The organism is Accumulibacter sp. (assembly GCF_036625275.1).
Taxonomy (GTDB): Bacteria; Pseudomonadota; Gammaproteobacteria; order Burkholderiales; family Rhodocyclaceae; genus Accumulibacter.
The window spans coordinates 245,369-259,398 of sequence record NZ_JAZKUD010000001.1 but is presented as its reverse complement, the minus strand read 5'-3'; the positions used below and the strand labels follow the sequence as shown (position 1 = coordinate 259,398).

At 66.7% G+C, this 14,030-nt stretch carries 13 protein-coding genes; 12 read left to right on the top strand and 1 reads right to left on the bottom strand.

What is annotated here, in order from left to right:
• Positions 1-67: 67 nt before the first annotated feature.
• Complete coding sequence (locus V5B39_RS01220; RefSeq protein WP_332340770.1) at positions 68-3,409, bottom strand: VanZ family protein; 3,342 nt, start codon at positions 3,407-3,409, stop codon at positions 68-70.
• Between the two features lie 299 nt (positions 3,410-3,708).
• Here V5B39_RS01220 and V5B39_RS01215 point away from each other — a divergent pair, with 299 nt between their 5' ends.
• Genes V5B39_RS01215 through V5B39_RS01160 form a run of 12 tightly spaced genes read left to right on the top strand, consistent with a single transcriptional unit; the run spans position 3,709 to position 13,781 of the window.
• Positions 3,709-3,933 (top strand): acyl carrier protein, encoded by a 225-nt coding sequence (locus tag V5B39_RS01215; protein ID WP_332340768.1) that lies wholly within the window; start codon positions 3,709-3,711, stop codon positions 3,931-3,933.
• Positions 3,934-3,936: 3 nt separating this feature from the next.
• Positions 3,937-5,187 carry a beta-ketoacyl-[acyl-carrier-protein] synthase family protein gene (locus V5B39_RS01210; protein ID WP_332340767.1) on the top strand — a complete coding sequence of 417 codons (1,251 nt, stop codon included), beginning with the start codon at positions 3,937-3,939 and terminating at the stop codon, positions 5,185-5,187.
• 18 nt (positions 5,188-5,205) lie between these two features.
• Positions 5,206-5,490 (top strand): phosphopantetheine-binding protein, encoded by a 285-nt coding sequence (locus tag V5B39_RS01205; RefSeq protein WP_332340766.1) that lies wholly within the window; start codon positions 5,206-5,208, stop codon positions 5,488-5,490.
• The gene (locus V5B39_RS01200) at positions 5,487-6,164 is read left to right on the top strand and encodes a hypothetical protein (protein ID WP_332340764.1); all 678 of its coding nucleotides are present in this window, start codon (positions 5,487-5,489) and stop codon (positions 6,162-6,164) included. The genes V5B39_RS01205 and V5B39_RS01200 overlap by 4 nt, the downstream gene beginning before the upstream one ends.
• Positions 6,161-7,516, top strand: coding sequence for an AMP-binding protein (locus V5B39_RS01195; RefSeq protein ID WP_332340762.1), 1,356 nt, complete (start codon positions 6,161-6,163; stop codon positions 7,514-7,516). The genes V5B39_RS01200 and V5B39_RS01195 overlap by 4 nt, the downstream gene beginning before the upstream one ends.
• Entirely contained in the window at positions 7,503-7,805 is a 303-nt protein-coding gene (locus V5B39_RS01190; protein ID WP_332340760.1) for an ApeI family dehydratase, read from the top strand. The genes V5B39_RS01195 and V5B39_RS01190 overlap by 14 nt, the downstream gene beginning before the upstream one ends.
• The gene (locus V5B39_RS01185) at positions 7,802-8,713 is read left to right on the top strand and encodes an acyl-CoA synthetase (protein ID WP_332340758.1); all 912 of its coding nucleotides are present in this window, start codon (positions 7,802-7,804) and stop codon (positions 8,711-8,713) included. Before V5B39_RS01190 ends, V5B39_RS01185 begins: the two co-directional genes overlap by 4 nt.
• Positions 8,710-9,276: a LolA-related protein gene (locus V5B39_RS01180; RefSeq protein ID WP_332340756.1), complete on the top strand. Its 567-nt coding sequence runs from the start codon at positions 8,710-8,712 to the stop codon at positions 9,274-9,276. Before V5B39_RS01185 ends, V5B39_RS01180 begins: the two co-directional genes overlap by 4 nt.
• Positions 9,273-11,612, top strand: coding sequence for an MMPL family transporter (locus V5B39_RS01175; protein WP_332340754.1), 2,340 nt, complete (start codon positions 9,273-9,275; stop codon positions 11,610-11,612). Before V5B39_RS01180 ends, V5B39_RS01175 begins: the two co-directional genes overlap by 4 nt.
• Positions 11,609-12,256 (top strand): hypothetical protein, encoded by a 648-nt coding sequence (locus tag V5B39_RS01170; RefSeq protein ID WP_332340753.1) that lies wholly within the window; start codon positions 11,609-11,611, stop codon positions 12,254-12,256. Before V5B39_RS01175 ends, V5B39_RS01170 begins: the two co-directional genes overlap by 4 nt.
• Before the next feature lie 5 nt (positions 12,257-12,261).
• Entirely contained in the window at positions 12,262-13,062 is an 801-nt protein-coding gene (locus V5B39_RS01165; protein WP_332340751.1) for a polysaccharide deacetylase family protein, read from the top strand.
• Positions 13,059-13,781, top strand: coding sequence for a class I SAM-dependent methyltransferase (locus V5B39_RS01160; protein WP_332340749.1), 723 nt, complete (start codon positions 13,059-13,061; stop codon positions 13,779-13,781). The genes V5B39_RS01165 and V5B39_RS01160 overlap by 4 nt, the downstream gene beginning before the upstream one ends.
• The last annotated feature ends 249 nt before the right edge of the window (positions 13,782-14,030 follow it).

Here is a 14,030-nt window from a genome sequence, read left to right as displayed (position 1 = left end):
GCAAAGTGTAAAAATTTCCGACAGCGAACGAACCGGGAAGGGCTTGAAACTTTGCCGGCAATCACGCTCACGGCTTCCTCCGATCCGCCCTGCTGCCGCCAGCCCACCCCGCCCAGGTCAGCAGCAACAGCAGCAGCAGGAATCGCGGCGCGTCGATGACCGTGTCGAGGACCGTGATCATCAGGACACCGGACAAGGCCGCCAGAACGGCGCCAGCCCAGGCATCACCCGTCCATGCACGTCGGGTAGTGCGCGTCATCCCCAGTCCGATCAGGGCCGCCATCGCGATCAGGCCGAGCCAGCCCTGGTCGAACAGGATGGCCACCGGCATGCTCCAGACATGCCAGGGCAAGTCCTGGTCGACGCTGAAAAACCATCGATCGAGCCCCTGTTCGAAGTCGCCGTTGTGGCTGATCTCTACTCCGTCTGCTGTCAGCAGGCGGACATTATCGACGTCCACACGGCCCTGCGATGCGTTGGCCAGCGATAGCTTGACCGGCCGCCGTGCGAGCCACCCGCCGCTGCCGAGTTCACCACTGGACAGGAGCCACTGCTGTGATTGCCATTGTCCATCCCCCTCGGCCAGGTCGGCCGTCTTGAATACGCAACGCCCTGAAGTCAGCAGGAGTTTCTCGCACAGGAAGACGGAAACGCCCTTCCCCGCCAGGGGGCCGCGAATGTCAAGCTGCAGCCTGTATTCCTCAGCGGGTGCGATGAGAATGAACTGTTCGATGTACAGGGGATTGCCCGTGCCGAACCGCAGGAAGGTATTGCCATGTTCGCTTTCGAGGCGGTAACTGGTCGCCTTGGGCTCGCTGCTGCGCCAGTAGTGGGTTTCCGGAAAGCGGCCGATTCCCATTCCCAACAGGGCGGTGATCGGTCCAGGGTCACGCATGGCCAGGGTATCCGCCCAATGGGCCCGGCGCGCAGCCAGATCCTGGCCGATCGCCGAGATTCGCTGCTGCGCAAAGGCACCGCTGTAGATCGGAACGGCCACCGCCGCGGCCAGGGCTAACAGCACCGAGGCAGCCGCCCATCGATAGACTCTGGATCGTCGGGAGTCAGGAGCAAACGCTGGTTCGCCTGGCATGGGGGTCGGGGCAGGGTCGCTGGCCGTGTTGCGCGCGGCGTTCAGCCAGCGCCATGGCAGGATCACCAGGCAGGTGATGATCAGGGCCAGGGCGAAGCCGGCGTACCCTGCTCGTGAAAAGGTCACCATGATGGCATAGCTGGCGCCGAGCAGCAGCAACCCGCTCGCCAGCCGTGCGGCAAGCGAACGGGCCTGCACCATGGGCAACAGGGCAAAAGGCAGCGCCGCCGTCAGATACGTTTCGATATCGGCACCACCGGTGTGCATCTGGGAAAAGGGTCCGGTGACCCGGTAGGTGTCGGTGAAATTGAAAAGTCCGGGAAAGAGCATGCGCTCCCAGATCACCACGGCGATCGTCCCGGCCAGCCCCACCCCCATGCCGGTCGCAAACAAGGGGCGAACATCATGACCCGCAGCGGTGAAGCGGTGCATCAGGGCGAACAGCAGCAGCGCCCACAACGCCCCTCTGGTGATGCGCAGGGCATTGAATGGGCTGTAGTAGTTGGTGAAGCTGTTGACATCGGGCAGAGCCATCGGAAGCACGGCGTACAGCGTACTGACGGTAAAGGTCAAAGCCAGCAGGCAGGCCACCGCCAGACTCGGCACATCCCGGCAGAAACCCTTGGGCGCCGGCCGAACGCGGGCGTAACCGACCGCCAGACTGACGATGACCAGAAAATCGAACTCATCCAGGTAATAACGCCCGCTCCAGGGAGCCAGATCGAGCAGCGGGATGGCGGCGGGAATCGCCGCCCAGAGCAAGCCAGGCTGGAACCAGAGCAGGGCTGCGTAGCACAGCAGCAGCAGCGCGAGCAGTTCGGGATAAAAAGGGAAATCGATGACGATCCAGGCCGCCACTGCCAGGATCGTGGCCAGGGCCAGGGCCAGGCCGGTGCGCCCCGAACCGCGGTCGGCGCTGCCTGCCGAGGCCTTCTCGCCGATCCGCATCACTGGCCGGGCCCTGACCGGGAGGCCGGCCTGCCGGGTTGCCACCGGGGCCTGTTCCAGACCTTGTAGAAGCTTGGTCACCGACCAGGCTGCAATGGCCCCGATCAGGAGATTGGTCGGGTCCGGGTGGTGGGCAAGAAAGAGTTTGCTCGACTCGATGACGGTCGCCGCCAGGGCGGCGGCCCACAGGGCCGCGGCCGGCGACCACCAGCGTAGCCAGGCAAGCACCCCGACCGGGCCGTACATCAAGGCCACCGATACCAGACTGATCAGGGCGGCGTGCTCGGTAGTGTAGTAATGGTAATAGAATGGCAGAAAGCGGGCCTCGGCCAGCGTATGACTGGCGACCGCCGAGCCGTGCCATGCCTGATCGAACCAACCGTTTACCGCCACCAGGGCGAGCAGGTAAAGCAGGCCTAGCGGCATGGCCAGCCTCCTGCTCCTGGGATCGAGGTGGAGATCATGCAGGGAAAGCCGGTCACGCCAGAGGCGAGCGCCGCCATACATGCCGATGGCGCGTGTCAGCAGCGAGACACCCTGGCTGGAACCCGAATAAATGAAGAACTGCGCCGTTTCGATGGCCACTCCCAGGACAAGCCCATAGAGCACGGCATGACGGGTCGCAGGGCGGTCTCTGGCGAGGTTCCAGCGACCGAGGATGAGACCCAGGGGAAGCACGGCCAGCATCTCGGCCGTTAACTTGGCGATCAGAATGACCGGGCCGCGACCTGTGCCCTGTTCGGCCAGAAACCAACCCCAGGCATCGGACTGCACCTTGGCCACCAGTTCGGCTGGCGACAGCAGAAAATCGAAAGGGAACAGGCTGAACAACAGGTAGGCCACCGCGTAGGCCTGTAGAGCGCGGCTGGCTAGCTGGCCCAGGTTCCCGGTCAGGGCAGCAAGCACCTTGCGAAACCACGCCGACCAATGGAAGGCTAGCGCGATCCCCACGACACTGCCGATGGCCTCGGCGATCACGTCGTTGCGTGACACCGTGCGCGGGGGAAAGAACAACTGGGCAAACTCCACCGCCAGCGCCAGCGCAAAGCAAAACAGCGCCGTACCGACGAGCAGGGGGAGGCGCGCCCGCAGACCCTTGTTCCAGCCAAACAGGGCCACGCTAAGAAAGCCCACCGGAACATAGAGCACGCCATTGGCGATCCAGTCGGCCCGGCTCTCGACGCCGAGTTGCAACATGCGCAACTGCTTGAAGGTCGCCCAGGCCTGATCAAGCGGCAACGGACGAAAATCCAGTGGCACCAGGCTGCCATAGACGACGAAAGTGACATACGCGAGCCAGAGCAGGACGCGCTGGGTCAGCGCCACGTCAGGGCCGGCGAGTCGACGATCAGCAGATTCAACGCGGGGCATGGGGAGGACTCTATCACAAGATCCGGCAACTTCCTGGACCGCCCTTTATCCATGCTTGCCAACCGACTGCCTCCGAGGGGAGCCGGTCGGCGTTGAACAGATTCACCGTGGGGTGGTGAATGACCGTGTTGAAAGGGACCGACAGGCTCCCCTCCCCCTCGCAGGGGCGATCACCGATGTCAACACCTCTCCATCGAACAAAGGACTTCGACCAACACTTTCATTCGCACCCTCACCGTCAAAGCGTTGGCGGGGGGGCGACAATCGGATAGAATCGAACGATTATGGATTCCCTTTCAGTGATACGCGAATTCCTGCAGGAACGACTCGGCGTCGAAGCGGAGAAGATCACTTCGGATGCGCTTCTGGACGACCTGGGTGTCGATTCGTTCATGGTTCTCGAACTGATCTTCGAATTCGAGGAACGCTTCGGCATCACCCTTGCCAAGGATTTGAAAACTCCGCGAACCATCAGTGAAATGGCAAGCCTGATGGATCGGCTGCGCGGCGAATATCAGTCTTGAGTCATGAGCCGGCGTCGCGTTGCCATCACAGGGTTGGGCCTGGTCAGCCCGTTTGGCGATAGTCTTGCGGATTTCTTCCAGCGTATTCTGAATGGCGAATCGGCGGTTCGCCTGCTCCGTCTCGACGAGGTGCCGCGAGCGCTGGCCATCCCTTTCGTCGCCTGCCCCCATTTTCAGGCCAGTGCGGTACTCGGCAAGGCCCTGGCGGGAACGATGGACCGCTTCGCCCAATTGGGAACGGCTGCCGCTTTTGCAGCCTGGGACGACGCAGGACTTGACCGGCGGCAAAACGCCGAAAGCCGCGAGCGCTGGGGCGTCTCCTGGGGAACGGCTCTGGGCGGCACACTGGCCTACGAAAAGGGGTACAAGGAACTTTGGCAAAAGGGCCGCGAACGGATTTCGCCGCTCTCCGTCATTCTCGGCATGAACAACGCGGCCAATGCGCACATTTCGATCCAGCTTGGCCTGGGCGGCGTCAGCATGAGCCATACCGTCGCCTGTGCGTCTTCGAGCATCGCCATCGGCGAGGCTTTCCGACGGGTGCGCAGTGGTGAGACGCCGATCATGCTGACCGGGGGTTCGGATGTGCCGCAGGCCTACGGTGTGGCGCGTGCCTGGGACTCCTTGCGCGTACTGGCCAGCGGCGACGAAAAGACCGCCCCCATCGCCTGCCGGCCGTTCAGTGAAAACCGGGACGGACTCGTGCTCGGCGAGGGCGGTGCTGCGCTGGTACTCGAGGACTGGGAGCATGCGCACCGGCGAGGAGCACGCATTCACGGTGAGATCATCGGTTATGGCAGCACCTGCGACCATGCGCATCTGGTCCGTCCGGAGGCCGACGGTCAGATCCGTGCGCTGCGTGCGGCGCTCGCCGATGCCGCCCTGCACCCGCAGGATGTCGACTACATCAATGCGCACGGAACGGCCACCATCGAAGGCGACCCGGTGGAAATCGAAGCCATCCGCGCGGTCTTTGGCGATGACGGGACGAGACCCGCCGTGAGCGGCACCAAGTCGATGCACGGTCATCTGCTCGGTGCCGCAGGAGCCATCGAGGCCATCGTCACCATCCTGTCCCTGCGTGAGCAGGCGATTCCACCCACGGCTCACCTCGATACGATCGATCCGGCATGTGCTGGCGTCGACCATGTCAGCGTCACCCGACGTGATCAGCCACTCGGTACGGCGCTTTCGAATTCCTTCGCATTCGGCGGCAGCAACGCAGTGCTCGCCTTTCGCGCCGCCACGTCATAACTCCACGGGAAAAACGTGATGTCCCAAGAAACCAGCCCCCACACCGCTGAAACCCTCCTGGCAGAAGTCGCCGACCTGATCGTCTCGGCGCTCAATCTGGATCTCGATCCGGGGAACATCGAACCGGATGCGCCGCTGTTCGGAGAAGGACTCGGGCTGGATTCGATCGACGTCCTTGAGGTCGCGCTGGTCGTCTCGAAGCGCTATGGTTTTCAGTTGCGTTCGGACAACGACGACAACGTGCGCATCTTCTCGTCCTTGCGTACGCTGGCAGCGCACATCGCCAGCCAACGGACGAAATGACCGTGATCACGCCGGCCAGGCTCCTGCGCGTGAGCAGCCTGAGCGGGCTGTTGATCGCCTGGACGTGGCTCGCGCACGAAACCAGCGCCAGTGCAGGGGCTTCCGACCTGGCCGTGGCCGTGGCCAGCGCGCCAATCGTGGTGGTCGTCGTTCTCCTGCTGTGGCGGGTGGACCCGCGGCAACGCTGGCTGTCGGCGACCGGCGGACTGGCGGCAACCCTCCTGCTCGCCTGGCAATGGCAGGCGCTACGGCACAATGTTGCCCTGCTGTATTACCTCCAGCACGCGGGCACCAACCTGGCGCTTGGCCTGCTGTTCGGACGCAGCCTGATCGGCCAGGGCGAGCCGCTGGTCACCCGCTTCGCCCGTCTGGCCCACCACGGCGTCGTTTCGGACGCCCAGGTGCGCTACACGCGGCAGGTGACCATCGCCTGGACTGCCTTTTTCGGGACGACTGCGAGCCTGTCGACCGCCCTCTTCCTGTTTGCGTCGCCGACCGTCTGGTCAATCTTTGCCAATCTTCTGACCATGCCCCTCCTGGGCCTGATGTTTGTCGGCGAATATCTGGTCCGACAGCGTGTCTTGCCACCGGCGGATCGTACCCGGATTGCCGATACCATCCGTGGCTACCGTGAGGCAGCACGCCAACCGGGTTCCCTGGCGAACGACCGATGAGCGCGCTGCCGCTGCTCGGACACAGCAGCCTCGACGACCTCTTTGCCTACCTGCCAGATGGCCCGGCAACGGTGCGCGATTTTCTCGCCAGCGCGTCGGCGCTGACCACGATCCTGCCGGCCAGCCCGTATTTCCTGAACCTCTGCCAGGACCGCTATCGCTTCAGCGTCGGCCTGGCGGCTGGCCTGCTGGGGGGGCGCACGAGTCTGCAGCCGTCGTCCCAATCGGTCGAAACGCTGCGCCAGATCCGGCGCCAGCATCCGGACGTCTTCTGCCTCTGCGACAGCGCTTTCGACAGTCTCGACCTGCCGCGCGTCGACTTCCCCGATCGCCTGGCCGCTTCCCCCGAAGCCGTCGCCCGAATCCCCGACATCCCTGCCGAACGGGTGGCGATCATCGCCTACACCTCGGGATCGACCGGCCTGCCGGTCGCACACGCCAAGTCCTGGGGATCGCTGGTCCGCAATGCCCGCGCCGAAGCCGGCCGGCTCGGTCTGCTGCACGGACCTCGGCACACCATCGTCGGCACCGTGCCGGCACAGCATATGTATGGATTCGAATCGACGGTGCTGCTCGCCCTGCACGGCAATTCGCCGTTCTGGTCGGGCAAGCCCTTCTATCCACAGGACATTGTCTGCGCGCTGCAGTCCGTGCCGTCGCCCCGGCTCCTGGTCAGCACGCCTTTTCATCTCGGCACGCTGCTTGCCGCCGAGGTCGAACTTCCGACCGTGGAGCGGCTGCTGTCGGCCACCGCCCCGCTCTCGCGGCAACTCGCCACGGCCGCGGAATCCCGTTTTGGCGCCCCGCTGCACGAGATTTACGGGTGTACCGAAAGCGGCCAACTGGCCAGTCGGCGCCTGCTCGCGGACCCTGCCTGGCGGCCGCTCGACGGGGTCTGTCTGGAACGGGAGGGCGACCGGACCGTTGCCTTCGGCGGGCATATCGAAGGCCGTGTCGCCCTGGCCGACGAGATCGAACTATTGCCCGACGGGCGCTTCATGCTGCTCGGGCGCAACGCCGACCTGATCAGCATTGCCGGCAAGCGCAGCTCGCTGGCCTACCTCGACCACCAGATCACGGCCATCCCCGGCGTCGTCGATGGTGCTTTCTTCGAACCCGACAGCGCATCGCCGCAAGGCATCACGCGCCTGTGCGCGTTCGCCGTTGCCCCGCAACTGACCGGGCGGCAAGTGCTCGCCCGGCTGCGGCAGCGGGTCGACGCGGCCTTCCTGCCACGGCCCCTGTTCCTGGTCGATGCGTTGCCGCGCAACAGCACCGGAAAACTGCCACGCGCCGAGTTGCAGGCGCTGTACGAATCCTGCCGGACGACTTCCCGCGATGCGTCGCGCTGATTTCGAATGGATCGTTGCCGCCGGGCACCCGGCCTTCTCCGGACATTTCCCCGACCGGCCGATCGTCCCCGGCGTCGTTCTGCTCGACCGCGCGCTGCACTTCGCCGAAGCCTTGCTGGGCAGACCGGCTGTCGTCTGGCAGATCGCCCGGAGCAAATTCTTCAGCCCCGTCGGCCCGGGCCAGGCGCTCATTTTCCAGTTGCATGAAAGGGCGGACGCGAGCATCGTCTTCTCCGTCCTCGCCGACGGACGCGAGGTGGCTGCCGGGCACCTGCAACCGGGCCCATGAGCAGCGGACAACACGCCGCCGCCTGGCTGCACCAGCGGGAGCGCAGCAATCTTGCGATCCTGCGGCTGATGGTCTGGATCTCCCTGACCCTCGGCCGACGCGTGGGCCGCCTGGTGCTCTACGGGATCGCGCTGTATTTCCTGTTCTTTTCGCCGCAGGCGCGGCGCGCCAGTCGAAACTACCTCGGCCGCTCCCTCGGACGCTGGGCCGAATGGTCTGACGGTTACCGTCACGTCCTCGCCTTCGCGAGCACGATCCACGACCGGGTCTACCTGCTCAATGACCGCTTCGACCTGTTCGACATCGAGGTGCATGGCAGCGAAGCCCTGCATGCAGCGCTGGCCAGACAGCCGGGCGCGCTGCTGATCGGCGCCCACCTCGGCAGCTTCGAAGTCCTGCGCGCGGTCGCCCGCGGTCGCGCCGGCCTCAAGGTGGCGATGCTGATGTACGAAAAAAATGCCCGCAAGATCAACGCCACGCTGGCCGCGATCAATCCGGCAGCGGTTCAGGACATCATCCCCCTTGGCCGCCTGGAGTCGATGCTCGAAGCACGCGACAAGCTCGACAGGGGTTATCTGGTCGGCATGCTGGCCGACCGTGCGCTGGCCGACGAGGCGACGCAGGAACATGACTTCCTCGGCCAGCCGGCGGCCTTTCCGATCGGACCGTTCCGGGTGGCGGCGATGCTGCGCCGGCCGGTGTTCTTCATGACCGGGCTGTATCTGGGCGGCAACCGCTACCGCCTCCACTTCGAAACGCTGGCCGATTTTTCGCAGGTGGCGGCGCCCGACCGAGAGGCGGCGATGCGCGCGGCGCAGGCCCGCTACGTCAGCCGCCTTGAGTACTATTGCCGGCAGGCTCCCTACAACTGGTTCAACTTCTTCGACTTCTGGCAGAAGGCGCGATGAAGCGACTGCTCGCCGCCCTGTTGCTGACGGCGCTGACCACTCCGGCGCTGGCCGCCTGGGATCTGGCGCAACTGATGGACGAGCTTGCCCGGACGCGCGGCGGCAAGGCGCGCTTCGTCGAGACCAAATACCTCGCGCTGCTCGACCGGCCGCTCGTGGCGAGTGGTGAAATGCGCTTCACGACGCCCGACCGGCTGGAAAAGCGACAACTGACGCCGCGCCCGGAAACGCTGCTGCTCGACAAGGACCGGCTGACCATCGAGCGCGGCCAGCAGAAACTGAGCATCGATCTGACTGCCCAGCCGGAGGCCCGGGCTTTCGTCGACAGCATCCGCGGGGCGCTCACCGGCAACCGCCAGGCGCTCGAAAGGAACTATGCGCTCCATCTTGCCGGCAACCGCGAGCGCTGGACACTCACCCTGCTGCCAAGCGACCAGGCGATCGCCGCCATCGTTCAGAAGATCAGTATCGCCGGCCAACGCAACCGCATCCACAGCATCGAGTATCTGCAGGCCGACGGCGACCGTGCCGTGATCAGCATCGAACACCTTCCCGAGCCGTGACCGTCACCGCCCTCCGTACCCTCGTTCTCTGGTCGATGGCGATGCTCGCCGGCGCGGCGATCGTCTGGCATAGCCGCTTCTCGGCCGACATGTCGTTCTTCCTGCCGGCACACCCCAGTGCCGGGCAGCAGGTGCTCGTCGACCAACTCAGGGAGGGTGCGGTCACGCGACTGTTGATGCTGGGCGTCAGCGGCGGCGATGCCGGGCAACGGGCAGCGCTGTCCCGCGAACTGCGTGCGCGGCTCGCCAGCCAGCCCGAGTTCATCGCCGTACGCAACGGCGAAGCGCACGGTCTCGACGCAGACCGCGAGTTCCTGTTCCGCCATCGCTACCTGCTCAGCCCGGCGGTGACGCCGGAACGTTTTTCGGTTGCCGGCCTGCGCGCCGCGATCGCCGAGAGCATCGACCTGCTGTCTTCGCCCGCCGGCCTGCTGGTCAAACGGCTGCTGCCGCAGGACCCGACCGGCGAACTGATCGGTCTGCTGCTCGGACTCGATGCCGGCGCCCAGCCCGACAGCCGCGCCGGCGTCTGGTCGTCGCGCGACGGCGAACGGGCAGTGCTGCTGGCGCAGACCGCCGCCCTGGGTTCAGACACCGACGCACAGGCCAGGGCGCTCGATGTGGTTCGCGAAGCGTTCGCCGCCGCCCGCACAGCCGCCGGGGTGCCGGCCGCCAGCCTGCAGATTGCCGGCCCGGCCGTATTTGCCGTGCATGCCCGGGCGACGATCCAGGCGGAAGTCGCCAGGCTGTCGCTGATCAGCACGCTGGCCATCGCCGGCCTGCTGTATTTCGTCTACCGCTCGTTCGGACTGATGAGCCTCAGCCTGTTGCCGGTGGTCAGCGGCGCGCTGGCCGGCATGGTCGCCGTCAGCCTCGCCTTTGGCACGGTTTTCGGGATCACCGTCGGTTTCGGTTCGGCGCTCATCGGCGAGGCCGTCGATTACTCGATCTACTATTTCGTCCAGAGCGAACGTGGCGACACCACGACCTGGCGCGCCCGCTTCTGGCCGACGATCCGTCTCGGCGTCCTGACCTCGGTCTGCGGCTTCGCGGTTCTCCTCCTGTCCGGCTTTCCCGGACTGGCCCAACTCGGCCTGTATTCGCTGATTGGCCTGCTCACCGCCGCCGCCGTCACGCGTTTCGTCCTGCCACAACTGCTCCCGGTCGGCGTCGAGGCACGCGACCTGAACACGCTCGGCAAGGCGTTTGCGCGACTCGCCGTCTGGCTACCGCGGCTGCGCTGGCCGATCATCGGCCTCGCCACACTCGCCGCCGCCAGTCTGATCGCCAACCGTGACCCCTTGTGGAGCCATGAACTCGCGGCCCTGAGCACGGCCAGCACCGAAGACCTGGCCACCGACCGCGCGCTGCGCGCCGACCTCGGCGCGCCCGACGCCCGCCTGCTGGTCGTGGTCAGCGCCGCCGACCGCGAACAGGCGCTGCAGGCCGCCGAACGTACGGGCGTCCAGCTCGACCGGCTGCGCGCGGCCGGCGTCATCGGCGGCTACGAGTCGCCGGTCCGCTTCCTGCCCAGTGCAGCAACCCAGCTCGCGCGGCGCGCCAGCCTGCCCTCGGTGGCGCAACTGCGCGAGCGTCTGCCGCTGGCGCTGGCCGATTCGCCGCTCGCCGCCGGCAAGCTCGAACCTTTCCTGCACGACATCGACGTGGCGCGCGCAGCGCCGATCATCGGCCCGGAAGCGCTGCACGGCACCAGTCTGGCGCTCGCCGTGGACGCCCTGCTGCTGCCGCGGCGCAACGGCTGGAGCGTCCTCCTGCCGTTGCGGCCGCCGTCCGGTGACCGCCTGCGCGCACTCGACGCCGAAGCCCTGCGCGCGACCCTGGCGGGTTCCGGGGCGCTGCTGATCGACCTGAAGACCGAGCTGGACAAGCTGTATGCGCATTACCTCGACGAAGCACGGCTCCTCTCGCTGGGAGGGTTCGTCGCCATCGTCGGCCTGCTCGGCGCAACGCTGCGTTCGCCCCGCCGCGTGCTGCAGGTGATCGTGCCACTGCTGCTGGCGGTCCTGCTGGTCACCGCCGCCCTCAATCTGGCCGGCGTCCGCCTGCAACTGCTGCATCTGGTCGGCATGCTGCTGATCGTCGCCGTCGGTTCCAACTACGCCCTCTTTTTCGACCGCCTCGGCGGCCGGCTGGCCGGCGAACCGCGGACGGTCGCCTCGATGCTCATCGCCGCCCTGACGACCGCGATCGGCTTCGGCACGCTGGCGACTTCGCAGGTGCCCGTCCTGCAGGCGCTGGGCATCACCGTCGGCCCGGGCGCGATCCTGGCACTGCTCCTCTCGGCCTGCTTCGCCCAGCCGACGCCGCAGGCATGAGCACACCCCTGCGAACCCTCGGCCGGATCACCGGCGCACCGACGCGGCTGGTGCTGCTGCCGGGCGCGTACATGGGCGCGGCGGACTTCGTCAGCGCCGGTTTCTTCAGCGCCATCACGCGGCGCCGCCTGCCGATCGACCTCCTGGCGGTAGACCTCGACCTGGCGATGATCTCCAGCGGCGAGGCCCTGCCCGCGCTGCAGGAAGAAGTCCTGTCGCCGGCGCGCGCGCAGGGCTGCCGGAACCTCTGGCTGGGCGGCATCTCGCTCGGCGGCCTGCTGGCGCTGTGTCAGCAGGCCGATTCGCCAGGCAGCGTCGATGGCCTCTGCCTGCTTGCCCCCTACCCTGGCAGCCGGCTAACCGCCGACGCCATCGCTGACGCTGGCGGGCTGGCCTGCTGGCAGCCCTCTGCCGAGCAACTCGCCGACTACGAATTCCGTGTCTGGCGGTGGTTGCAGAAGCCGCCGGCCGACTTCCCGGTCTTCGTCGGCTACGGTGCCGAAGACCGCTTTGCCGCGGGACTGCGGGAGATTGCCGGCTGCTTCCCGTCGACCGCGAGCCAGGTCGTTCCTGGTGGGCACGCGTGGCCTGTCTGGCAGCTCCTGTGGGAACATTTTCTCGACCGGCGATTCCTGCCGACCTGAAGCACATGCCACGACCCTGGAATCCCTCGCCGGCCATCCAGGCCTCGTTTGCCCTGCACGGGGCAGCCGCGCTCGGTGTCCTGGCGATGCCGGGCCACTGGCCGTGGGCACTCGGGGCTCTGGCCGCCAACCACCTGATCCTGACGACTGCCGGCCTGCTGCCGCGCAGCGCCCTGCTCGGCGCCAACCTGACGCGCCTGCCGGCCACGGCCAGCGCACGCCGGGAAATCGCCCTGACCATCGACGATGGTCCGGACCCGGAAGTCACGCCGCACGTTCTCGATCTTCTCGACACTGCCGGCGCGCCGGCAAGTTTCTTCTGCATCGGCAGCCGCGCCCGCCGGTTCCCCGCGCTCTGCCGGGAAATCGTTGCCCGCGGCCACTGCGTCGAGAACCATGGCGATTCGCATTCATCCGCCTTCGCCACCTTCGGCATGCGCCGCATGCACGCCGACATCGCCGCCGCGCAGAGCACGCTGTCCGACCTCACCGGCCAGGCGCCACGCTTCTTCCGGCCGACGGCGGGGCTGCGCAGTCCGCTGCTCGACCCGGTGCTGGCGCGTCTCGATCTGCGACTCGCGACATGGACGCGCCGCGCTTTCGACACCCGCGAGGCTGATCCGCAGCGTGTCTTCCTGCGGCTGACCCGCCGTCTCGGCGCTGGCGACATCCTGCTGCTGCACGACGGCCACGCCGCGCGCACCCCCACCGGCGAAGCGCTGATCGTCGCCGTGCTGCCGCGGCTGCTGCAGGCCATCGCGGAGAGTCGCCTCAACCCCGTCACCCTGACCCATTCCCTGGCATGAACGAACCCTTTCTGTCCACGCTGCTCGACGACGCCAGCCGCCCCTTCCGTGCCGGCGGGCATTTCGCCTACCACTATGCACGCGGCAAGCTGTCCGGCGACTGCATCTTCCGCGAACTTCTCAGGCGCGGCATCTTTCCCGCCACAGGGCATTTTCTCGACCTCGGCTGCGGCCAGGGCAGCCTGTTCTCGTGGCTGCTGGCGGCGCGCGCGCTCTACGAGCAAGGTCACTGGCCAAGCGACTGGGCGGTCGCCCCGCAACCGCTGCGCCTGCGCGGCTATGAGCTGATGGCCAGGGATGTCGAACGCGCCCGGCGCGCCTTCGGCCAGCCACACCCGATCGTCGACATCCGGCAAGGCGACATGCGCGCAGTCGACTTCGGCCAGGCGGAGGTCGTGACCATCCTCGACGCGCTGCATTACATCGACCACGCGCATCAGGTGGACGTCCTGACGCGGATTCGGGCAGCCCTGCCGCCAGGCGGGCTGTTCGTCACGCGCGTCGGCGATGCCGGCGCCGGCCTCCCTTACCACCTCTGCAACTGGGTCGATCACGCAGTCACCTTCTGCCGCGGCCACCGCCTGGCGAGGCTCTACGGACGCACGCTGGCGCAATGGTCCGAACTCCTCGAAGCGCTCGGCTTTTGCGTCGAAACGCTGCCGATGAACGAAGGCAAGCCCTTTGCCAACAACCTGCTGGTGTGCCGACTGCCGGCATGAACGTCCTGCCGGCCATGCAGCCGCTCGTCGTTGCCAATCGTTGCCGACGCCGCGGGCAACCGGCAATCGTCCTCTGCTAACGGTCATGACTTTTCCAGGCACCCCCCGATCATGAAAGTCATGACCGTTTCCCTCTCCCCCGACCCCTTCCACGGCCCGCGCTGCATCGCGGGCCGGCTACGGCGGCGCGGAGCCGTGCTCCGCGAAACCCCGCCTTCGCCCCCGCGAGGGGGGAGGGGAAATTCGTGA